This window comes from Salinifilum ghardaiensis, assembly GCF_054491345.1.
This window is the reverse complement of record NZ_CM137101.1, coordinates 1,180,386-1,201,780: the sequence shown is the minus strand read 5'-3', so window position 1 is coordinate 1,201,780 and position 21,395 is coordinate 1,180,386. Positions and strand designations below refer to the sequence as shown.

Below are 21,395 nucleotides of genomic sequence, written 5' to 3'. Positions count from 1 at the left end.
CCCTCGTGCCCAGGGTCGATGAGGAATCGTTGATCAGGGCGGAGTCAGCGATGTCGGAGGCTCGCTAACGGTCACGGACGGGTGTCGAGACGAGATCATCCAGGTAGGGCGGTTCGGCCCCGGTGCGCGAACAGGTCACCGCAGCAGCCTGTGCGGCGAACATCAACGCTGCACGCCACTGGCCCTCGTCCATCGCTGCCACTGCTGCACGCGACAACGCCCTGTTCCGCTCGAGCCAGGCCACGACCGCTGCCTGGACCGTGTCCCCGGCTCCGATCGTATCCACGACTCCGGAGGTCTGCACCGGCACGTCCACCTGGGTGCCGGTGTTGAGCACGACGGACATACCGGCGGATCCATCCGTCACCAGCACCGCCGAAGGCCCCCTCGCTGCCCACAACCGAGCCGACTTCCACGGGTCGCTGCCGCCGGCCAGCCAGCGGGCGTCTTCGGCGGAGAGTTTCAACAGGTCGATCTCCGGCAGCCAGCGCTCGAAACGGCCTCGGTACGCCTCGGGATCGTCGACCACTGCGCTGCGTATGTTCGGATCGAGTGCGATGAACGTTCCGCGCTGCGACTCCCGGCGCATCACGGTCTCGTACACACCGGCCCCGGGGTCGAGCACGAGCGACAGGGCACCCAGCACCACCGCACGTGTCGACGCCGGCAGCGGCCCCGGATCGACGAGGAACCGGTCCGCGGCACCGTGGGCGTAGAAGGTGTAGGCGACTTCGCGATCACCGGTGGGTTCGGTGACCGCAAGGGCGGTCCGCTCGGCACCGCGCTGCACCAGCGAGGTGTCCACCCCGGACGAAACCAGGTGCTGGAACAGGGCACGGCCGAACGTGTCCGTGGAAATCCGCGACAGCAGACAGGTCCGCACACCAAGACGTCCCAGCGCGACAGCGGTGTTGTACGGGCCACCGCCCAATTTTGGCTGCAGCGCGCAGAGCTCGGATCCCCCGCTCACGCTGTCAGGAACGAGGTCGACCAGCGCCTCGCCTCCTACGACGATCATCTCGTCCCTTTCTTCCGTCGCTGTGGTAGTTCTTCGCGGACGACAGCGGTTTCGGCACCGACGCGCGGAAGGTGCGCGTTGCGCGACGATCATCGAGCGGACCGGCCGGGAACCGTTCCGCCGCCGAGGACCGGTCACTCCTCCAGCACGAACATCCGGATGTCCTGCGGTGCGAGTTCAACGGATTCGACTTCCACCGTTGTCCCGGGGTCGACGAGCCGTCCTTTCGAGGTCCTCGGCGCGACTTCGAGCGGCTGGTCGGTGTGGCTGGACAGGAAGACGAATCGCCGCCCATCACGGTGTCCGAGGACGTCCGTGCTGACCGCCGGATCGTCGACCACCACGGGTCGGCGCACCCCGGCCATTTCAGCGAGGGCTCCGTAGAGGTGAACCGTGTCCTCGGGGTTGGCACCAGGAACGAGGTCGGCCATGTGTTCCAGGGGGTACGTGCACAGCACGATCCACCCCTCGCCGACTCGCCGCCGCAACAGGGCGGGACGGCCGCTCTGGTCGACGGCCACCACCTCGGCGCCGGCTGGTCGGACCGGCAGGTAGGAACGGCTGTGCTCGTTGCCGGCCACCGCGAAACGCAACGTCGCCCCTGCGGGCAGATCGCCGAACTCCGCGGTGAAGGTCATCTCGACTTCGCCGTGCTCGATCGGATCGACGAGACCGTAACGCAACTGGTGTTCGACGCCGAACATCCGGTTCAGGTGAGCAAACCAGGGGCCGCGCTGGAACGAGCTCGTGCCGTGGCAGTACGAGACGTACACGACGGCACCGGACTGCGCCAGCCGTTCCAGCTGGTAGCAGGTGGGGGCGGTGAGCTGCTTGGTGGAAGGCACCAAGTACAGCGAGCAATCCTCGCTGATGCCGTCACGCTCCCGGCTCAGGCCGACGGGCACGTCGGCCAGTTTCGCGCTGACGTAGGCCTGCCTGAGCACGGAGAAGGCGAACTGGTTGTCCTCTCCGTCAGTGATCGGGACCTCGCCTTCGAGGTATTCCGGCACCAAGAACGCGGCCTGCGCGTCCTCGCGCTGGCAGCGGGAAACTTCGATCTCGGAGAGCACGCGCGCGAACCGGGACATCTCTTCCAGCTGCGGTTTCGGTGCTCCGTCCACCGTGGTGAGCCCGAAGTGCAGCTCAAAAGGATGGTGACGATAGGGGTCTTGCTCGAACAAGTTGTCGAAATCGGTGTTGTTCCAGGCGAGCCATCCGGTCGCGCCCCCGAACAGGCTGGCGTGCAGCACGTGGCGGTAGTAGTGGGCCGAGTGCTCGGCGGAGGCGAAGTCCGAGGACAGGCCGAACTCCTCGAGCACAACGGGGTTGCCCAACGTGCTCACCAATTCGCAGATGAACGCGGCCCCGTAGTGCTGGCGGATCTGATCGTTCTCCATCCGGTACACGTGCGGACCGAGGAAGTCGGTCAGTTCCCCGAGATCGCGCACCGAGAAGCCGTTTTCCACACCGGTGACCTCGGCTCCCCACGCGCCATCACCGATGGAGACAGGCTGCCGGGCACCGCCTGCCCGGACCGCCTGCACCATCACGGTCGCCCAGCTCGACACCACCTCGCGGGACGCGGGCTCTCCGTAGACCGGCATCTCGTTGCTGATCAACCACCCGGCCACGGCTGGGTGCTCGGCGAACTTCCGGGTCATCTGCTCCACGAACCACGCCTGGCGCCCCACCATCCACACGTCGGCGTACAGATCCCGCCCGCCTCGCCACGGGGGGTCGAAGTTCTCCCCGGACATGTGCCCGACGAGGAATGTGGGGATGGTGGTCATGCCGACTTCCTCGTGAGCCGCCAAGAAGTCAGCGTAGTTGGCGACGCAGTTCTCGTCGATCCGGTGCGGTTCGGGCATGAAGTCCGGCCAGAAAAAGAACGAACGAGTCACGGTCAGCCCGTGCTCCCGCAACGTCCGCAGCTCAGCACGGACCAGCTCGGCGTCGTACTGGCTCCACATGCGGGGGCCGCCACCCCGCGACCAGAAGTTGGCCCCGAGCCAATTCACCGGCTGGCCGGCCGTGTTGACCATGGCGAAAGAACGGTGCATGAGATCCTCTCCTCGTGGACGAGCCCAGTCCGCTGAGCCGGGGGTAGCGAGCAGGTTCCGCACTGGGCACCCGCACCAGACGGACCGCTACTCCGTCGAACTCCACCATTGAAGCGCTTAAGTGTCAAGCTCGGCCTATCCGGGATGCAGCTTCCGATTGAAGCCGAAGTGCCGACACGGCCACCGAGCCAGCTTTGATGTCCTCACCACTTCAGAGCAGCGAACACGAGCCTCGCGAAACCCGGGGCGGGGCACCCCGGAGGGCTTCCAACGAAGGGGCGCGCAGCGAACGTTGACTATGAAGCGCTTAAGTGCTCTCCTGTAACTGGATGTGGCAGTGGTCACAAACCGTGATCCGCATCGCGGAGCGCGGCTGCCCACCGACGTGGTCGGGCATCTGCCGCATCCACGCCTCGAAGCGAGTCCCGGCTACGTGCCCGGGGAGCCGTCCCGCGCGAGATCGGAGGAGCACTCATGAAACGGAAAACCATCACAGGCGGACTCGCAGCGACCGCCGCGGCGGCAGCTCTCACCCCTGTGCTGATGACGGCACCGGCGACCAGCGGAGCCCGAAGCACCGGAATGCCCCACGGCGGCTGACGGCAGCGTCATGGACTGCGGAACCGAAACGGTCGCCGCGTGCCTCAACCGGAGCCAGGAGCACTACGGCATGGACACGTGGTTCGCCGGGCACCGCAACGGCGAGAGCGGGCTGGAAAACCCCGACACCGCGGACATCCAAAACTTCCGGACCGCCCACGAATGGATACAGCAGCAGCTCGAGTCCCATTCCGACGACCTCAGCAATGACACCCGCTTCTGGGTGGACGTCCCGGCGATCTGACCGGCGAACCCTCCTCAGGGCCGGGCAGGAAACCCCAGGACCTGGCCCCGGGTTCCCGCGGCGGGCCGGGCGACTTCCGGAGACGATCCGGCCGTGCCAGCACCCCGAACGGCGCGCCGGGCGCGAGCGGCGGTGGTCCTGTCATCGCCCCCGACCTCCGACAGGGCCACCGCCTTCCGGCCGCGAGCAAGCGCAATCGTCGGTACTACCGATCAGCGAGGAAGGAGGCCGCGGCATGAACACCCGCATCCTCGCTCTCACCACCGCTGCTGCGACAGCAACAGCAGCGATCACCACCGCCGGCTGGATCGGTGCCTCCCGACGCCTGCGCACCTGCGCGCGGTGCCTCCGAGAAGCTCTTCGCGATCCTGTGACCGGCCTGCTCACCCGCCACGGCTGGGAGCAGGTCGCACGAGACGAACTCCCGCAGGCCACCGCAGTGGCCGTGGTCGATCTGGACGGGTTCAAACAGATCAACGACCGCTACGGCCACGCCGCCGGTGACCGCGTGCTGCTCGTCGTGGCGCAGCGCCTCGTCGCGGGACTCGGAACCACCGCCGTGGTCGGCCGACTCGGCGGGGACGAACTGGGGATCGTCACCCGGGGCCATTGCGGCGCGCGCCTCAACGGGCTCATCGTCGCCGCGACACGGCCGATCCCCCTGAAGGCGATCGGCACGCTGCCGATCAGCGCTTCCCTGGGGGTGGCGCACCTGAGCCGATTCTCCCCGCCGCCCTCCCTGCCGGAAGCGCTGGCAGCTGCTGATGCGGCCATGTACGAGGCCAAAGAGCGCGGCGCCACGTGGCGACTCCACGAACCGAGCCCGCCCCGTACGAGGACACCTGCGCATCTCCCGCAGCCCACGACTGCACGCGGGAGTGCGAGTGGTCACCAATGAGCCTTTTCCGGGCGGGTACAGGGGGTAACCAGTGCAGCCCCGAGGCGGCGTTCGGGACCGCCCCCGAGACGTGAAGAGGCGGGCGGGAATCCGACGCCAGGATTCCCGCCCGCCTGCGCACCACCGCTGTCGACACCCCGCCACAGGGTTACTTTGCTGGTGCGTTCACTCCGGTGCGTTCCCACGGCGCACCGGACCCCCTCCCCCGACCGAGCCGGGTACGGCCGGAGGCGGGATTCGCGCACCGGTCCACCTCGGCGCCCCGCAGCGTCCTGGCGGACCGGTGCCGAAAACCGGGATCAGAACTGGGCCGACTCGGTGGACTCGGCCAGCGCCGTGGTGGACGCGTCCGGGCTCACGGCGGTGCTGATCAGGTCGAAGTAGCCGGTGCCGGCCTCCCGCTGGTGCCGGGTCGCGGTGTAGCCCTCGGCCTCGGCCGCGAACTCCCGCTGCTGCAGGTCGACGTAGGAGACCATGCCGTCGTTGGCGTAGCCCTTGGCCAGGTCGAACATGCTGTAGTTCAGCGCGTGGAAGCCCGCCAGCGTGATGAACTGGAACTTGTAGCCCATCTGGCCGAGCTCGTTCTGGAACTTCGCGATGGTCGCGTCGTCCAGGTTGCGCTTCCAGTTGAACGACGGCGAGCAGTTGTAGGCCAGCATCTGGTCCGGGTACTGCTGCTTGACCGCCTCGGCGAACCGGCGCGCCTCGTCGAGGTCCGGCGTGGAGGTCTCCATCCAGATCAGGTCGGCGTGCGGCGCGAAGGCCAGCGCCCGGGTGATGCACGGCTCGATGCCGTTGCGCACCTTGTAGAAGCCCTCCGAGGTGCGCTCACCGGTCAGGTACTGGGTGTCGCGCTCGTCGACGTCGTTGGTGAGCAGCGTGGCGGCCTGGGCGTCGGTCCGGGCGATGACCAGGCTGGGCACGTCGGCGACGTCGGCGGCCAGCCGGGCCGCGTTCAGCGTCTTGACGTGCTGGCTGGTGGGGATGAGCACCTTGCCGCCGAGGTGGCCGCACTTCTTCTCGGAGGCCAGCTGGTCCTCCCAGTGCACACCGGCCGCGCCCGCGGAGATCATGCCCTTCATCAGCTCGTAGGCGTTGAGCACGCCGCCGAAGCCGGCCTCGGCGTCGGCCACGATCGGCGCCATCCAGTCGACCTGCTCGCCGTTGTCGCTGGTGTCCGGGTCCAGCGCCTCGGAGTAGTTGACCTGGTCCTGGCGCAGCAGGGCGTTGTTGATGCGCCGCACGACCTGCGGGACCGAGTTCGCCGGGTACAGGCTCTGGTCCGGGTAGGTCTCGCCGGCGAGGTTCGCGTCCGCGGCGACCTGCCAGCCGGACAGGTAGATGGCCTTCAGGCCCGCGCGGACCTGCTGCACCGCCTGGTTGCCGGTCAGCGCGCCGAGAGCGTTGATGTAGTCGTGCTCGTGGAGCTGCTTCCACAGGCGCTCGGCGCCGTGACGAGCGAGGGTGTGCTCCTCGGTCACCGAACCGCGCAGCCGGACGACGTCCTCCGCGGAGTAGGTGCGCTCGATCCCCTCCCAGCGGGGGTCGGTGTCCCACTCGTGCTGGAGCTGCTCGGCCGCACGCTTGGCCTGGGCGCGGATCCCTTCCTCGTTCATCCGTTTCACCTTCCGGATCGGTCGCTGCCTGGTGACACCCAGTCTTGGTGCTCGCAAGCGAAAAGACGAGGAGATTTCCCTAGAAACTTTGGCTGATTTTCTGCTAGGGTCAACGCCATGTCGGCATTCGCGTCGGAAGAACACGGGAATTTTTCAACCGAGCACGACCTCCTGGTGTTCGGTCAGCGGTTGCGGCACTTGCGCCGAGCGGCCGGGCTCACCCTGTCCGACCTCGGCGACAAGGTGGGGCGGGCGCCCTCGCAGCTGTCCCTGCTCGAGAACGGCCACCGCGAACCCAAGCTGTCGCTGCTGCGCGCGCTGGCCGACGCGCTCGGCACCACCACCGACGAACTGCTGTCCAACAAGGCCCCCAACCGCCGGGCCGAGCTGGAGATCGCGGTGGAGAAGGCCCAGCAGGACCCGCTGTACCAGCAGCTGAGCGTGCCGCCGCTGAAGGTGAGCAAACGCGTGCCCACCGAAGCGCTCGAACACGTGCTCGCGCTGTACGAGGAGCTCAAGCGGCGGGAGACCAAGCAGGTCGCCACCCCGGAGGAGGCCCGCAAGGCCAACGCCGAGCTGCGCGCCATGATGCGCGAGCACGGCAACTACTTCGCCGGGATCGAGAAGCAGGCCGCGGAGCTGCTCGACGGCGTCGGCTACCACGGCGGCGCGCTGTCCGAGGGGCTCATCCAGTCCATCGCCGCGAACACCGGCTACGGGCTGCGGTTCGTCACCGACCTCCCCCGATCGGTGCGCTCGGTCACCGACCTCAAGCACAACCGCATCTTCCTGCGCCGCGAGTCCCTGGGCATGCACAGCCCCCGCACGATCCTGCTGCAGACGCTCGGCCACCTCACGCTCGGCCACAAGCAACCGCGCGACTTCGCCGACTTCCTGCGCCAGCGCGTCGAGGCCAACTACTTCGCCGCAGCCGTGCTCGTGCCGGAGCAGACCGCCGTGCCCTTCCTGCGCCAGGCCAAGGCCGACCGCGACCTCGCCGTCGAGGACCTGCGCGACGTGTTCTCCGTGTCCTACGAGATGGCCGCGCACCGGTTCACCAACCTCGCCACCCAGTACCTGGACCTGCGCTGCCACTTCGTCCGCAACGACGAGACCGGCATCATCTACAAGGCCTACGAGAACGACGGCCTGGTCTTCCCCTCCGACCCCACCGGCGCGATCGAGGGACAGCGCATGTGCCGCCACTGGGCCGGCCGGCAGGTGTTCAACGCGCCCGATCGGTACTCGACGTACTACCAGTACACCGACAAACCGGGCGCGACCCACTGGTGCGTCGCGCACGTCGACCCCAGCCGGGGGCGGGACTTCGCGATCACCCTCGGCGTGCCGTACGCGGAGTCGCGCTGGTTCCGCGGCCGGGACACCACCAACCACGAGAAGTCCGGCTGCCCCAACGGCGAGTGCTGCCAGCGCCCGCCGGCGGAACTCGCCAACCGGTGGGAGGGCATGGTCTGGCCCTCGGCGCGGGCGCACTCGCACGTGCTCACCGCACTGCCCTCGGACACCTTCCCCGGCGTGGACGAGGCCGACGTCTACGCCTTCGTCGAGTCGCACCAGTACTGAGGCGTCCGAACGAGCTGAGCGGGCCGGCTTCCCCGGCCCGTCAGCCACCACCCGACTCGGCGTGCGCGGTGAGCTTGCCCAGCACCGCGGCGATGTGTTCCAGGCCGATCTGGTTCTGCGCGGCCGCGCAGACCATCTCCTCGGCCACCTCGACGTCCTCGCTCTTGAGCGGGTCGATGAGGGGATGGCCGTTGAGCTCGAGGAAGACCAGCGAGCAGTTCCACGCGGCGCGTTCGGTACCTGTCGTGCGCTGCAAAAACGATTCGACGCAGCCGGCGACGGCCTACTTCTTGCCCTTCTTGTCCTTCTCCTCCTTGCCGCCGTCACCGCCGTCGGTGGACAGCGCGGCCACGAACGCCTCCTGCGGCACCTCGACGCGGCCGATGTTCTTCATCTTCTTCTTGCCTTCCTTCTGCTTCTCCAGCAGCTTGCGCTTCCGGCTGATGTCACCGCCGTAGCACTTGGAAAGCACGTCCTTGCGCAGCGCGCGGATCGTTTCGCGCGCGATGATGCGCGAGCCCACGGCCGCCTGGATCGGCACCTCGAACTGCTGCCGCGGGATGAGCTCCCGCAGCTTGTTCGTCATCTTCGTGCCGTAGGAGTAGGCGAAGTCCTTGTGCACGATCGCGCTGAACGCGTCGACCATCTCGCCCTGCAGCAGGATGTCCACCTTCACCAGGTCCGCGGCCTGCATCCCCGCCTCCTCGTAGTCCATCGAGGCGTAGCCGCGGGTGCGCGACTTGAGCTGGTCGAAGAAGTCGAACACGATCTCGCCCAGCGGCATCGTGTAGCGCAGCTCCACCCGGGTCTCGGACAGGTAGTCCATCCCGTTCATCGTGCCGCGCCGCCCCTGGCACAGCTCCATCACCGCACCGACGTACTCCGAGGGCACGATGATCGTGCACTTGGCGATCGGTTCGCGCACCTCCTGCGGCTTGCCGCCCGGCCAGTCCGAGGGGTTGGTGACCTCGGCCTCGGCGCCGTCCTCGCAGGTCACCTCGTAGACCACGTTCGGCGCGGTGGAGATCAGGTTGAGGTTGAACTCCCGCTCCAGGCGCGCCCGCGTGATCTCCAGGTGCAGCAGGCCGAGGAACCCGCAGCGGAAGCCGAAGCCCAGCGCGCCCGAGGTCTCCGGCTCGTACGTCAGGGCCGCGTCGTTGAGCAGCAGCTTGTCCAGCGCCTCGCGCAGCAGCGGGTAGTCCGAACCGTCGATCGGGTACAGCCCCGAGTAGACCATCGGCTGCGGTTCGCGGTAACCGGGCAGCGGTTCCGCGGCCCCGTCCTTCACCGCGGTGACGGTGTCGCCGACCTTGGACTGGCGGACGTCCTTCACCCCGGTGATCAGGTAGCCGACCTCGCCGACGCCGAGGCCCTCGCTGGCCTTCGGGTCCGGCGAGATGATGCCGACCTCCAGCAGCTCGTGGTTCGCGCCGGTGTACATCATGCGGATGCGCTGCCGCGGCGTGATCTTGCCGTCGACGACGCGGATGTAGGTCACCACGCCGCGGTAGGTGTCGTAGACCGAGTCGAAGATCATCGCCCGCGGCGGCGCGTCGACCTCGCCCTCCGGCGCCGGCATCCGGCCGACCACCGCGTCGAGCACCGAGTCCACGCCGTCGCCGGTCTTGGCCGACACGTGCAGCACGTCCCCCGGGTCGCAGCCGATGATGTGCGCGAGCTCGTTGGCGTACTTCTCCGGTTCGGCGGCCGGCAGGTCGATCTTGTTCAGCACCGGCACGATCTCGAGGTCGTGCTCCATCGCGAGGTACAGGTTCGCCAGCGTCTGCGCCTCGATGCCCTGGGAGGCGTCCACCAGCAGGATCGCGCCCTCGCAGGCGGCCAACGAGCGGCTGACCTCGTAGCTGAAGTCCACGTGCCCCGGGGTGTCGATCAGGTGCAGCACGTGGTCGCGGCCCTGCACGCTCCACGGCAGGCGCACGTTCTGCGCCTTGATGGTGATGCCGCGCTCCCGCTCGAGGTCCATCCGGTCCAGGTACTGGTCCCGGTAGGCGCGCTCCTCCAGCACTCCGGTCAGCTGCAGCATCCGGTCGGCCAGCGTGGACTTGCCGTGGTCGATGTGCGCGATGATGCAGAAGTTCCGGATGCGCTCCGGACTCGTGAACGTCGTGTCTGCGAAGCTGCTCACTCGTGGTTCCTCGCGTGTCGATACCGGGTTGGCCCCATCGTCCCATGCCGGGGGCCGCCTCCGGAGCCCAACTCCGGAAAGCGCGCGAGCTCCCCGGCCCTGCACAGCGACAGTGTTGCTGAGCAGGGAAGACGAGCTCGCAGGGCGCTGCGCGCGGCCAGGGTCACCACCGGGCCGCGGCACCACCGCTCGGAGGCGAGCGCGCGGGCCCGCCGGAGCCGGATCCGGCAATCGGATTCCGCGGCGGACGCTGGCGCCAACCGCGCGCGCTCAGTCTCCGCTCGGCGGGTTCCGCACGTCCACGCGCAGCGGGTGGTCGGCGGGGATCTCGACGAGCACGATCGGCAGCCCGTCCGGATCGGCGATCCACCCCTCGTCCAGGCCCCAGGGCTTGCGCTCGGCCTCGGACAGCACGGTCACCTGCGGGCGCAACCTGCTCATCTCGGCTTCGAGGTCGCGCACCTGCAGCCACAGCGACTGGTCCCCGCTCGGCGGCTGCTCCCCCCGACCGGAGACCTCCAGGTAGCCCTGCCCGAGGAAGAACACCGTGCCGCCCGGGAACTCGCGGGCGATCGCGAGCCCGAGCACGTCGCGGTAGAAGCGGACGGAGCGCTCCGGGTCGAGCGGTCGGAGGAGCATCCGGCTGCTGAGAATCTCCATGCCGCGTTTCTACCGCGCAGCCCGCCGCTATGCGACGCCGAGCAGCACCGCGCCGACCAGCACGACCGCTGCGCCGGTCAACCGCCGGGCCGGCCGGGGCTCGCCGAGCACGCGCCAGGCCAGCAGCCCGGCGATGACGATGCTGAGCTCGCGTCCCGGTGCCACCAGGCTCACCGGTGCCAGCCGCATCGCGAACAGGGCCAGCACGTAGGCCAGCGGCGAGAGCACCGCCACCGCGAGCACCTCGCGCCGGTGCTCGCGCCAGATGGCGCGCACCCGCGCCCGCTGCGTCCCCGCGTACGGACCGAGCAGCGCGGCGCGCACCACCGAGGAGGACCAGTCGAACAGCAGCGGCGACAGCGCCAGACCGGTCACCGCGTGCGCGTCCCACACCGTGTAGGAAGCGATCAGGGCCCCGGTGAGCAGGCCGAACGCCACACCGCCGACGCGGGCTCCCGACCGCGCGGCCCCGCCGGCGAAGCCGATGACGAACACTCCCGCCACGACGAGCAGCCCGCCGAGAACGCCCTGCGCACCGGGTCGCTCCCCGAGCAGCAGCACGGCGGCGAGCACCGCCAGCAGCGGTCCGGTGCCGCGCGCCAGCGGGTAGACCACGGACATGTCGGCCACCCCGTAGCCGTGCTGCAGCAGCAGGTAGTAGCCGAGGTGGAGCACCGCGCTGACGCCGACGCCGAGCGCCCACGCCTCTCCGGCGGGTGCGCCTTCCCGCCACAGCACGAGCAGGCCGAGCGGCAGGTACAGCACCGCGGAACAGGCGGCGGCGAGCCAGACGAACGCCGCGCCGCCGCCGGCGCGCTTGGCGAAGAGGTTCCACCCCGCGTGCGCGAAGGCAGCGGCGAGCAGCAGCAGGCTGGCGGCAAGACCCACGGGCGGGCACCCTCCGACACCTCGTCGACGGATGCCTCCAGGCTTTTGTCCCTTCAGCTGTGCGACCGCCGTACGGCGGTCGTCGGTACCGCTCGGACCGGTCCCCGGCGCTGGCACCCGCGGCCGGGCGGAACCCTAGGCACACCCGGGGGCGCACGGTACCGCGCCGCCACCGCGAGAACCAGGGCATCACCCGCACGCCGCGCACCCGCCCGCCGATCTCGCAGGTCAGCCTTGGTATCGTGATTGCTCGCGCCGTGCGGCGTTCCGCAGGGGAGGAAACCCGCTCCGCGCACCGCCGACCGCGGTGTCGGCGAGCGCGCCGGGGCGGTGCCGTACACAGCGCGGCGCGAGCAGTCGAGCGACGAGGAAGGCGTACCAGTGGCCAACATCAAGTCCCAGGTCAAGCGGATTCGCACCAACGAGCAGAACCGCCGCCGCAACCAGGCAGTGAAGTCCTACGTGAAGACGGCCATCCGCAAGTTCCGGGAGGCCGCTGCCGCCGGCGACAAGAACCGCGCCATCGAGCTGCAGCGCGCCGCCGGGAGTGCGCTGGACCGCGCTGTCACCAAGGGCGTCCTGCACAAGAACCAGGCCTCCAACAAGAAGTCCTCGATGGCCCGGCAGATCAACAAGCTCTGACTTCCGGCCCTCCGGGACCGCCGAGGCCGCCCCTCGCCGCGCACCGCGCGGTGGCGGGCGGCCTTTCGCGTGTCGCGCCGCCCTCCCGCGCTGCGCGGGCGCCGCTCAGCGCCGTCCGTGCAGGGCGACGACGTCGAGCACGGCCCGCTCCAGGGCGTAGTTCGCGTCCGCGGCGCTGCCCTTGACGTCGGCGTTGAGCGCCGCGACCACGCCGAGCGCGTCGGTGATCCCGGTGCTGTTCCACCCGCGCGACTGCGCCAGGGCCTTCTTCACCTTCCACGGCGGCATGCCCAGCTCGCTGGCCAGCCGGAACGGGTCGCCGCCCTTGCCGGCGGAGGCGACCTTGCCGATCGTGCGCACCGCGTCGGCGAGCGCGTCGGCGATGAGCACGTGCGGCACGCCGAGCTGCAGCGCCCACCGCAGCGCCTCGACCGCGCCGCCGCGGTCCCCGGTGACGGCCTTCTCCGCCACGGCGAACCCGGTCACCTCGGCGCGCCCCTGGTGGTAGCGGCGCACGGCCTCGGCGTCGACCGTGCCGCCGGTGTCCGACACGAGCTGGGTGGCGGCGTTGGACAGCTCGCGCAGGTCGGATCCGACGGCCTCGATGAGCGCGCGGACCCCGTCGGCGTCGATCTTGCCGCCGCTGCGGCGGACCTCCTCGCGGACGAACGCCTCGCGGTCGGCGGGTTTGGTGATGCGGGGGCACTCGGTGACCGCCGCGCCGAGCTTCTTCAGCTGGTTGGGCAGGTCCTTGGCGTGCTTGGCGCGGCCACCGCCGCTGTGCACGATCACCAGCACCACGCCGTCGGCGGGTTCGCGGGCGTGGGTCAGCAACGCTTCGGCGATCTCCTTGCCGGCGTCCTGGCAGTCCTCGACGGCGAGGATGCGCCCGTCGGCGAACAGCGACGGGCTGAGCATCTCGTCGAGCTCGCTGGCGGTGAGTTCGGTCACCTTCGCCCGGCGCAGCTCCGCCTCCGGGTCGGCCGCGCGCGCCGCGGCGACCGCCGCGCGCACCGCTCGCTCAACCAGGAGTTCCTCCTCGCCCACCACGAGGTGCAGCGGGGCGGCGACCGTGTTCGGCGAGGTCATACCGCACATCTTCGCACGACCCCGGTGATCTTCCGCACCGTGGACAGCTGTGGCGAGATGCCGGGACGGTCCATTAGCGTGTCCGCCACAACCGGATAGCTAGCTCATCCAGAGGGGCAGAGGGACCGGCCCGACGAAGCCCCGGCAACCGGTGTCGGCATTCCTGTGACGCGGGGCCGCCGACGACAAAGGTGCCAACTCCGACCCGCCCGCGGGAGAGATGAGGAAAGGACCTCGCCATGACCGCTGCCGCCCAGGCACAGACCCCCTCGCGTTCCGCCCTCGACCTCGGACAGGCCGCTGAGCTCGTGTCCAAGGAGGAGGGGCACCGCCAGCCGCTGGCGCCGGAGTTCGTCAGCCTCGAGGACTTCTCCCCGCTCGAAGTCGCCTACGACTTCGGCCGCATCACGCGCGAGGAGATCGAAGCCGGACCGCGCTCGATCTGGCGCTACAAGAAACTCCTGCCGGTCCCGTCCACCGTGGATCAGATCGCGAACACGGAACCCGGCTGTACGAGGCTGCTTCGCGCCGACAACCTGGCGAAGGCCCTGGGCGTGAAGCAGATCTGGATCAAGGACGACACCGGCAACCCGACGCACTCGTTCAAGGACCGCGTGGTCGCGGTCGCGCTGGCCGCCGCCCGCGAGTTCGGGTTCAACGTGCTCGCCTGCCCCTCCACCGGCAACCTCGCGAACGCGGTCGCCGCGGCGGCCTCCCGCGCGGGCTGGGACTCGGTCGTGCTCGTCCCGAAGACCTTGGAACAGGCCAAGATCATGATGAGCGCGGTCTACGACGGCTCGCTGCTGGCCGTGGACGGCAACTACGACGACGTGAACCGCTTGGCGACCGAGCTGGCCGGGGAGCACGAGGACTGGGCGTTCGTCAACGTCAACGTGCGGCCGTACTACTCGGAGGGCTCGAAGACCCTGGCCTTCGAGGTCGCCGAGCAGCTGGGCTGGCGGCTGCCGGAGCAGATCGTCGTGCCGATCGCCTCCGGCTCGCAGCTGACGAAGGTGTACAAGGGCTTCAACGAGCTCGGCGAGGTGGGCCTGGTCGAGCCGAGCCCGGTGCGCATCTTCGGTGCGCAGGCCGCGGGCTGCTCGCCCGTGTCCACCGCGTTCAAGGAGGGCACCGACGTGGTGCAGCCGCAGCGGCCGGAGACGATCGCCCGGTCGCTGGCCATCGGCGCGCCGGCCGACGGCCCGTACGTGCTGGACACGGTGCACAAGACCGGCGGGGCGATCGAGGACGTCACCGACGAGGAGGTCGTCGAGGGCATCCGCCTGCTCGCGCGGACCGAGGGCATCTTCGCCGAGACCGCGGGCGGTGTGACCGTCGCCAACGCCAAGAAGATGTTCGACAGCGGCCAGCTCGACCCGGACCAGGAGACGGTGCTGCTCATCACTGGTGACGGGCTGAAGACCATGGACGCGGTCACCGAGCACGTGGGGCCGAAGGCGACGGTGGCGCCGAACACCGAGGCGGTGGACCAGGCCCTCGGCCTGTGACGCCCGGGTGACCAGCACCGGCTGACTTCCCGGGGCGGGGCGCCGGTCACGGGACCGGCAGCAGCGCGTCCCCGCGCGCCGCGGCGCGCGGGCCGTGCCGGCCGGGCAGCACGGCGACGTCGCCGCTCTCGTCGGTGCGCAGCACCTCCGGCACGCGCGCGAGCATGCCCAGCAGGCGTCCGTGCGGATGCCCGTAGTCGTTGTCCGCGCCGACGCTGATGACCGCCACCCGCGGGTCGACCGCTGCGACGAACCGCGGCAGGGTGGTCCGCGAGCCGTGGTGCGGCACCTTGAGCACGTCGGCCCGCAGGTCCGCGCCCGACCACAGCAGCTGCTGCTGACCGCGGATCTCCACGTCCCCCGTCAGCAGCACGCTGCCCGCCTGGGTGCGTGCGCGGAGCACCACGGAGGCGTCGTTGGCCGCTTCCTCATCGGAGGTCCGCGCGAGCGAGCCGGCCGGCCCGAGCACGTCGAGGGCCACCCCCGGCCACCGCAGCGAGCGCCCCGCCTCCGCGCCGAGCACGGGTGCGCCGTGCCGCCGCGCGTGCCCGCGCACTTCCCGCATCGCCCAGGCCGGTTCGCGCACGGGGCCGACGGCGACGCCACCGACGGGGAATTCCGCCAGCACCCCGCCGACGCCGCCCACGTGGTCGGCGTGCAGGTGGCTGAGCACGAGCAGCGGCACGCGCTCCACCCCGAGACGCCGCAGGCAACCGGTCACCGCGCCCGCGTCCGGCCCCGCGTCCACGAGCACCGCCTCCCCGGGGCGTCCGGTGGCCAGCACGACCGCATCCCCCTGGCCCACGTCGCACACGACGGCGCTCCACCCGCCGACCGGCCACGGCGACACCGCGGCCCGCACCGGGACGAGGCAGGCCGCGAGCACCGCGACCGCGAGGGCGATCCGCCGGAACCGGCGGAAACGCAGCGCGAGCAGCGCCACCAGCGCGGCACCGGCGAGCAGGACCCCGCCGAACACCCCGTCCGGCCAGGGCAGCAGCGCCCCCGGGACTCCTGCCGCGTGCCCGGCCACCCCGATGATCCACTCGAGGGCCGGAGCGGCGAGTCGCACGCACAGCTCAGCTCCTGGCCGCACGGCCGGTGCGGTGACCGTGGCGAGCACGCCGAGCACGGTGGCCGGGGCCACCGCGGGGCCGGCCAGCAAGTTGGCGAGCACCCCGACGAGGCTGATCCCGCCGGAGACGGCGGCGATGAGCGGAGCCGTGGCCAGCTGGGCCGCCGCCGGGACGGTGATCGCCTCGGCCAGGCCCACCGGAACACCGCGGTCGTGCAGCCGGGCCGACCAGGCCGGTGCGAGCACCACCAGCGCGGCCGTGGCCGCCACCGACAGGGCGAACCCGACCTCGCCGGCCAGGCGCGGAACGAGCAGCAGCAGCCCCAGCACGCTCGCCGCGAGCACCGGCAGGGTGGAGCGCTCCCGCCCGAGCGCCAGCGCGAGCAGCGTGATCGCCCCCATCGCGGCGGCCCGCAGCACGCTCGGTTCGGGCCCGCACAGCACCACGAACCCGCACAGCGCCAGCGCGGCGACGCCCGCGCACACCACAGGTCCGCACCCGACCAGGCGTGCCAGCAGCAGCACCGCGCCGCAGACGATGGCGACGTTCGAACCGGACACGGCGACGAGGTGGGTCAGGCCCGCGGTCTCGAAGTCCTGTTCCACCTCCTCGGGCAGTCCTCCGACGTCACCGATCACCAGCCCCGGCAGCAACCCCGCCGCTGCCGGCCCGAGCACCTCCTCCGAGGTGTCACGCAGGCCCTGCCGCAGGTGTTCGGCCACCCGCTGCACCGCGGGAACCGGGCCGGTGCCCCGTGGTGCGGAGTGCGTGCTCACCGCGGCCGCGGTGAGCTCCCCGGGGCGCGGCGGGAGGAGCTCACCGCGCAGCACGACCCGCTGGCCCGCCACGAGGTGGCTCCACTCCGCGGTGGGCACGAGCAGCACGACCCGGCCCCGCACCTCCCGCAACCGCCCGTCCACTGCGGCCGCCCGCAGCCGGGCCGGCGCCAGGGCGCGCTCCCCTCGGCGGTGGTTGCCGTAGGAGTCGCCGCGCAGCGCACGGGGAGCGTCGGTGAGGGTGACGTGCAGCTCCGCGCTCGTGCCGAGCTCGGCCTGCAGCGGGTGGTGCTCGACCGCGCTGGCGCGCACGCCGATCGACGCTCCCGCCGCCACCACCAGCAGCGCGGCGGCGAGCACCGCCCTGGCGCCCGGGTGGGCGCGCCGCCGCCACGCGAGGGCGAGCACGGCCACCGCGCAGGCGGTCACCACCGCCGCCGCCACCCAGCCGCCGTGCAACCCGAGCAGGGTCACCGCCCACACGCCGCACGCCGCGGGCACGAGACGCAGGTCGAGGACCTCCCCGATCCCCACCGACCGGCCGTTCCCCGCGGTCCGGTCGGGGTCCGGCACGGCACCTGCCGCGGTCGCGGTCTCCGGGGCGCTCACACCTCGGCCATCTCCCGCAGCCGCTGCACGGTCTTCTCCCCGATGCCGTCGATGTCCTGCAACTGCTCGACGGAGCTGAACTCGCCGTGCTCGCTCCGCCAGCGCACGATCTGCTGCGCGGTCACCTCCCCCACGCCGGGCAGCTGCTGCAGTTCCTCCTCGTCCGCGCTGTTCAGGTTCACCACCGGGTCCTCCTCCGCGGCGGACCCGCCCGGTGGCGGCTCCGGTTCGGGGATGCCGACGTGGAGCTGCTCGCCGTCGTCGAGCTGGCGGGCGAGGTTGAGCGCGGTGACGTCGGTGTCCGGCAGCGGCCCACCCGCCGCGGCCAACGCGTCGGCGACCCGGTCGCCGGGGGCGATGGTGACCAGGCCGGGGTCGTGCACGCGTCCGACGACGCTGACGACGAGTGCCTCCGGCGTCGGCTCGGTGGAAGCGGGGGCGCTCGTCGCCGGGGGAAGCGGTGGGGCGGAGGACGCGGCGCGCTGCTCCCCCGCGGCCTGCTGCCGCCACAGCGCGCTCGCGGCCACGACGAGGCTGACGAGCGTGAGCGCCGCGAGCACGAGCACGCCGCCGCGCCCGGGGTCGAAACGCGCCGCGAGCAGTGTTTCCGGCACCCACCGGCGCAGCCGCTCGTGCCACCGCCCGCGCGGCGCGGAACCCCCTGCCCCGCTCGCGCTCATCCCGGGGACGGCAGGCGGGCCCGCCTCCACCGTCCGTCCACTCCCGGCAGAACTGCTCGCGGGGAACGGGTCACCACCGGAGTCCGGCGGGGGCAGCGCTTCGGAGGTGGCCTCCAGCACCGGGTCCGGCTCATCCGGTGAGGACCCACCTGCCGGAGCGATCGCGTCCGCGGTGCGAGGAGCCGCGGGTCCCGTTGCGGACCGCGCGGCGGAGCCGCCCTGCGCGCCGCGGCCGCGCAGCGCCAGCAACCGCTCCTGCGGGACCGGTTCGGCGCGGCGCGCTCGGAACAGCCGGAAGTCGTCCATGCGGCGAAAATAGAGCGCTGCTGCGGAGTTCCGCCGCCCTGGCAGCAGAATCTGTGGAGAACTCGATCCCCTGTGGACAGCTCACCACGAATGCTCGCCCGCTCGGGCGATGTGGTTCACCCGCCCCAGTGCCCACCTTCCGCGGGAGCGAAGTCCTCCGCGAGTTCGGCCTCCTGGCACCGCACGACGACGCCCAACGCGCCCGGGCCGATGTGCGCGCCGATCACAGCTCCCACCTCGGTGACCGCGCAGTCGACCACCCCCGGGAGCGCCTCCCGCAAGCGCTCCGCCAGCCCCGCGGCCCGCTCCGGTGCCGCCAAGTGGTGCACCGCCACCCGCACGGGCGCGTCGCCGCCGCGCGCGGCCTGCTCGGCGCGCTCCACGAGCCGGGTCACCGCCCGCGACATCGTGCGCACCTTCTCCAGCGGGGCGATCCGGCCGGCCTCGACGTGCAGCACGGGCTTGATGGACAGCGCCGTGCCGAACACCGCGGCGGCGGTGCCGATGCGCCCGCCGCGCCGCAGGTGCTCCAACGTGGGCACGGTGAACAGCGTCGTGGTCCGCGCGGCCGCCAGCGAGGCGGACCGCTCCACCTCGTCCGCGGGCGCGCCGCGCGCCGCCGCCTCGGCGGCCGCCAGCGCGGAAAACCCCACGCCCATCCCCGCCGAAGCCGAGTCGACCACGCGCACGCGATCCGCGCCGACGCGCTCGGCGGCCACGCGCGCCGCGTCCCACGTGCCGGAGAGGTGGCGGGACAGGTGCACTGCCACGACCGCGTCCGCTCCGCCCTCCAGCGCCGCCGCGTAGGCCGCCGCCAGCTCGTCCGGGGTGGCCCCGGAGGTGGTCACCCGCTGGTGCCTGCCCATGGCGCGGGCCAAGTCCGCCGGCACCACCTCCGACTCGGCGATCGGATCGGCACCGGCGATGGACACGTGCAGCGGAACCACGCCGATGCCGAAGCGGGAGGCGGGCTCCGCGGGGAGATACGCCGTCGAATCGGTGACCACCGCGACCGTCACGCGTTCACCCTACGCCGAACGGTGCAGCGCACGTCACCCGTCGGGGTGGTCACTGGGGCAGCGCGCCCGTGTTGTACGCGGCCAGCCGCCACCGCCGCTCCTGACGGCCGATCCGCACGAGCACGGCCCAGTGGCAGTTGGCGATGCCGCCGAGCCCGGGCCACAGGTGCACGGGCAGCTCCAGCAGCTGCGACGTCAGCGCGCCGATCACCCCGCCGTGCGCGCACAGCAGCGCCGTGCCCGAGTGCGCCCGGTCCAGCTCCTGCACCACCCGAGCCGCCCGTTCGGCGACGTGCACCCGCGCCTCCCCGCCGGGCGGCGCCCACCGCGGATCGGTGCGCCAGGTCAGCATCGCTCCTGGCCAGTGGTGCTCCACCTCGGCACCGCTGAGGCCCTGCCACTGCCCGATGTCGGTCTCGCGGAGGCGCTGGTCGATGCTCGCCTCGACCCCGGAGACCTCGGCCAGCGCGGCAGCGGTGACCCGCGCCCTGCGCAGGTCGGAGCTGACGACGACGTCCGGGCAGTACTCGGCGACCACGGTGGCCGCGCGCTTCGCCTGCTCGAGCCCGGTTTCGGTGAGCTCGCTGTCCAGATGTCCCTGAAGCCGGCCGGCACGGTTGTAGTCGGTCTCACCGTGCCGCCACAGCACGAGGCGTTCCAGGCTCACGCGTCGGCGTCCCCGGTCTCACCGTTCTCCACCGTGGCGACGACTCCTTCGAGCTCCACCCGCGGGCAGTCCTTCCACAGGCGTTCCAGCTCGTAGAAGGCGCGCTCCTCGCTGTGCTGGATGTGCACCACGACGTCGTTGAAGTCGAGCAGGACCCAGCGGCCCTCCCGCTCGCCCTCGCGCCGCACCGGCTTGGTGCCCGCGGCGCGCATCTTCTCCTCGACCGCGTCGACGATCGCGCCGACCTGCCGCTCGTTGGACGCGGAGGCGATGAGGAAGCAGTCGGTGATGATCAGCTGCTCGGACACGTCCAACACGACGACGTCGATGGCCTTCTTGTCCGCGGCGGCCTGCGCGGCCACCCTGGCCAGCTCGCGGGACTGTTCGGTCGCTGCCACGTGACTCCTCTCGACGGGGTACCCAGCCCACCAGGGTAGCCCGTTCCGGCACCTCGGCGGGGCGGCGTCCGGTGCGGCGCGCTCCTCCGGCGGGGCCGCACGCGCCCGCACGCCCGGGCGCGTGCTCCGCGCTCGACCCGCGGGCGCGACGCGTGCACCCCCCGGACGCGTGCGGTGCGCGCGACTGCCGTGCAACCACCGCGCACCCGCCCCGGCACCGCCGAGGTGCCGAGCTGGCGCGCAGCAGCGCACCTCGCCTAAGGTGCACGTCCGTGCGCACCGGAGAGCCACTGCCGATGGAGCGGGCCCGGCCGGCCGACGCCCCGCGGCTGCACCGCCTGCGCCGGGACGTCGAGGACTGGCTGGCCGAACGCGGCATCGCCCAGTGGGCGCCCGGCGAGATCAGCGAGCGGACCATCGCCGAGCAGATCGAGCTCGGCCTGTGGCACGTGCTCCGCGAGGACGGGACCGGAGAAGACGATCGGGGCGTCACCGCCGCGCTGCGACTGCTGTGGTCCGACCCCGAGTTCTGGGGAGCGGACCGGACTCCCGCCGCGTACGTGCACGGGCTCATGGTCGACCGCAGCGCGGCCGGCCGCGGCCTGGGCGAAGCCCTGCTGCGCTGGGCCGCCGAGCAGGGCCGGGCCGCGGGGGTCGGACTGCTGCGGCTCGACTGCGTGGAATCGAACACCGCGCTGCTCGCCTACTACCGGCGGCTGGGATTCACCGAGGTCGGACGCCGGGAGTTCGAGCGGTTCCACAGCGTCACCCTGCTGCAGCAGCGGCTCGGCTGAGACCCGCCGGCGCGCACCTCCCGCGAGCCGGGAGCCCCGGGCACTGCTGCCCGCGCGGGACCTCCGCGGCTATGGTCGCCCCGAGGGGCGCCCGACCGGAGCCCCGCGATGCTCCGA

General features: G+C 71.5%; 19 protein-coding genes and 1 riboswitch. Of the genes, 6 read left to right on the top strand and 13 right to left on the bottom strand.

Annotated elements, in window-relative coordinates:
- Positions 1–64 precede the first annotated feature (64 nt).
- Together ACVGV0_RS05375 and ACVGV0_RS05370 are read right to left on the bottom strand one after the other, a co-directional pair.
- Positions 65–1,018 (bottom strand): carbohydrate kinase family protein, encoded by a 954-nt coding sequence (locus ACVGV0_RS05375; RefSeq protein ID WP_459159931.1) that lies wholly within the window; start codon positions 1,016–1,018, stop codon positions 65–67.
- Positions 1,019–1,152: 134 nt separating this feature from the next.
- Entirely contained in the window at positions 1,153–3,078 is a 1,926-nt protein-coding gene (locus ACVGV0_RS05370) for a cellulase family glycosylhydrolase (RefSeq protein ID WP_459158744.1), read from the bottom strand.
- A 610-nt stretch (positions 3,079–3,688) separates the two neighbouring features.
- On the opposite strand from ACVGV0_RS05370, the gene ACVGV0_RS05365 reads away from it, so the two are divergent.
- The gene (locus ACVGV0_RS05365; protein WP_459158743.1) at positions 3,689–3,922 is read left to right on the top strand and encodes a lysozyme family protein; all 234 of its coding nucleotides are present in this window, start codon (positions 3,689–3,691) and stop codon (positions 3,920–3,922) included.
- A 235-nt stretch (positions 3,923–4,157) separates the two neighbouring features.
- On the top strand, positions 4,158–4,820 hold the full coding sequence (locus ACVGV0_RS05360) for a GGDEF domain-containing protein (protein WP_459158742.1): 663 nt from the start codon (positions 4,158–4,160) through the stop codon (positions 4,818–4,820).
- A 299-nt stretch (positions 4,821–5,119) separates the two neighbouring features.
- Here ACVGV0_RS05360 and aceA read toward each other — a convergent pair whose 3' ends face one another.
- Positions 5,120–6,436, bottom strand: coding sequence for an isocitrate lyase (gene aceA / locus ACVGV0_RS05355; RefSeq protein ID WP_459158741.1), 1,317 nt, complete (start codon positions 6,434–6,436; stop codon positions 5,120–5,122).
- A gap of 117 nt (positions 6,437–6,553) precedes the next feature.
- Between aceA and ACVGV0_RS05350 the strand changes: the two genes are divergently transcribed.
- Complete coding sequence (locus ACVGV0_RS05350) at positions 6,554–8,020, top strand: helix-turn-helix domain-containing protein (RefSeq protein ID WP_459158740.1); 1,467 nt, start codon at positions 6,554–6,556, stop codon at positions 8,018–8,020.
- Positions 8,021–8,060: 40 nt separating this feature from the next.
- On the opposite strand, the gene ACVGV0_RS05345 is transcribed toward ACVGV0_RS05350, so the two are convergent.
- The 4 genes from ACVGV0_RS05345 to ACVGV0_RS05330 form a co-directional block, all read right to left on the bottom strand.
- A complete protein-coding gene (locus ACVGV0_RS05345) occupies positions 8,061–8,276 on the bottom strand; it encodes a hypothetical protein (RefSeq protein WP_459158739.1) in 216 nt (71 codons plus the stop codon).
- 27 nt (positions 8,277–8,303) lie between these two features.
- Entirely contained in the window at positions 8,304–10,166 is a 1,863-nt protein-coding gene (gene lepA / locus ACVGV0_RS05340) for a translation elongation factor 4 (RefSeq protein WP_459158738.1), read from the bottom strand.
- 270 nt (positions 10,167–10,436) lie between these two features.
- Positions 10,437–10,826 (bottom strand): VOC family protein, encoded by a 390-nt coding sequence (locus ACVGV0_RS05335; RefSeq protein ID WP_459158737.1) that lies wholly within the window; start codon positions 10,824–10,826, stop codon positions 10,437–10,439.
- A 27-nt stretch (positions 10,827–10,853) separates the two neighbouring features.
- Positions 10,854–11,714, bottom strand: a complete 861-nt coding sequence (locus ACVGV0_RS05330; protein ID WP_459158736.1) for an EamA family transporter — start codon at positions 11,712–11,714, stop codon at positions 10,854–10,856.
- Positions 11,715–12,095: 381 nt separating this feature from the next.
- On the opposite strand from ACVGV0_RS05330, the gene rpsT reads away from it, so the two are divergent.
- Complete coding sequence (gene rpsT / locus ACVGV0_RS05325) at positions 12,096–12,356, top strand: 30S ribosomal protein S20 (protein ID WP_459159930.1); 261 nt, start codon at positions 12,096–12,098, stop codon at positions 12,354–12,356.
- A gap of 105 nt (positions 12,357–12,461) precedes the next feature.
- Here rpsT and holA read toward each other — a convergent pair whose 3' ends face one another.
- Entirely contained in the window at positions 12,462–13,445 is a 984-nt protein-coding gene (gene holA / locus ACVGV0_RS05320) for a DNA polymerase III subunit delta (RefSeq protein ID WP_459158735.1), read from the bottom strand.
- A 101-nt stretch (positions 13,446–13,546) separates the two neighbouring features.
- A riboswitch (SAM riboswitch) is annotated at positions 13,547–13,672 on the top strand.
- 12 nt (positions 13,673–13,684) lie between these two features.
- On the opposite strand from holA, the gene thrC reads away from it, so the two are divergent.
- The gene (thrC, locus tag ACVGV0_RS05315; RefSeq protein WP_459158734.1) at positions 13,685–14,953 is read left to right on the top strand and encodes a threonine synthase; all 1,269 of its coding nucleotides are present in this window, start codon (positions 13,685–13,687) and stop codon (positions 14,951–14,953) included.
- Positions 14,954–14,999: 46 nt separating this feature from the next.
- On the opposite strand, the gene ACVGV0_RS05310 is transcribed toward thrC, so the two are convergent.
- The 5 genes from ACVGV0_RS05310 to rsfS all read right to left on the bottom strand — a co-directional run bounded on the left by ACVGV0_RS05310 (position 15,000) and on the right by rsfS (position 20,484).
- Positions 15,000–17,414, bottom strand: coding sequence for a ComEC/Rec2 family competence protein (locus tag ACVGV0_RS05310; protein ID WP_459158733.1), 2,415 nt, complete (start codon positions 17,412–17,414; stop codon positions 15,000–15,002).
- Positions 17,411–18,400 (bottom strand): helix-hairpin-helix domain-containing protein, encoded by a 990-nt coding sequence (locus ACVGV0_RS05305; RefSeq protein WP_459158732.1) that lies wholly within the window; start codon positions 18,398–18,400, stop codon positions 17,411–17,413. Before ACVGV0_RS05305 ends, ACVGV0_RS05310 begins: the two co-directional genes overlap by 4 nt.
- A 116-nt stretch (positions 18,401–18,516) precedes the next feature.
- Positions 18,517–19,419, bottom strand: coding sequence for a DegV family protein (locus ACVGV0_RS05300; RefSeq protein ID WP_459158731.1), 903 nt, complete (start codon positions 19,417–19,419; stop codon positions 18,517–18,519).
- Positions 19,420–19,468: 49 nt separating this feature from the next.
- Positions 19,469–20,086, bottom strand: a complete 618-nt coding sequence (locus ACVGV0_RS05295) for a histidine phosphatase family protein (RefSeq protein WP_459158730.1) — start codon at positions 20,084–20,086, stop codon at positions 19,469–19,471.
- Positions 20,083–20,484 carry a ribosome silencing factor gene (gene rsfS / locus ACVGV0_RS05290; protein ID WP_459158729.1) on the bottom strand — a complete coding sequence of 134 codons (402 nt, stop codon included), beginning with the start codon at positions 20,482–20,484 and terminating at the stop codon, positions 20,083–20,085. Before rsfS ends, ACVGV0_RS05295 begins: the two co-directional genes overlap by 4 nt.
- A gap of 272 nt (positions 20,485–20,756) precedes the next feature.
- On the opposite strand from rsfS, the gene ACVGV0_RS05285 reads away from it, so the two are divergent.
- On the top strand, positions 20,757–21,278 hold the full coding sequence (locus ACVGV0_RS05285) for a GNAT family N-acetyltransferase (protein WP_459158728.1): 522 nt from the start codon (positions 20,757–20,759) through the stop codon (positions 21,276–21,278).
- Positions 21,279–21,395: the final 117 nt, after the last annotated feature.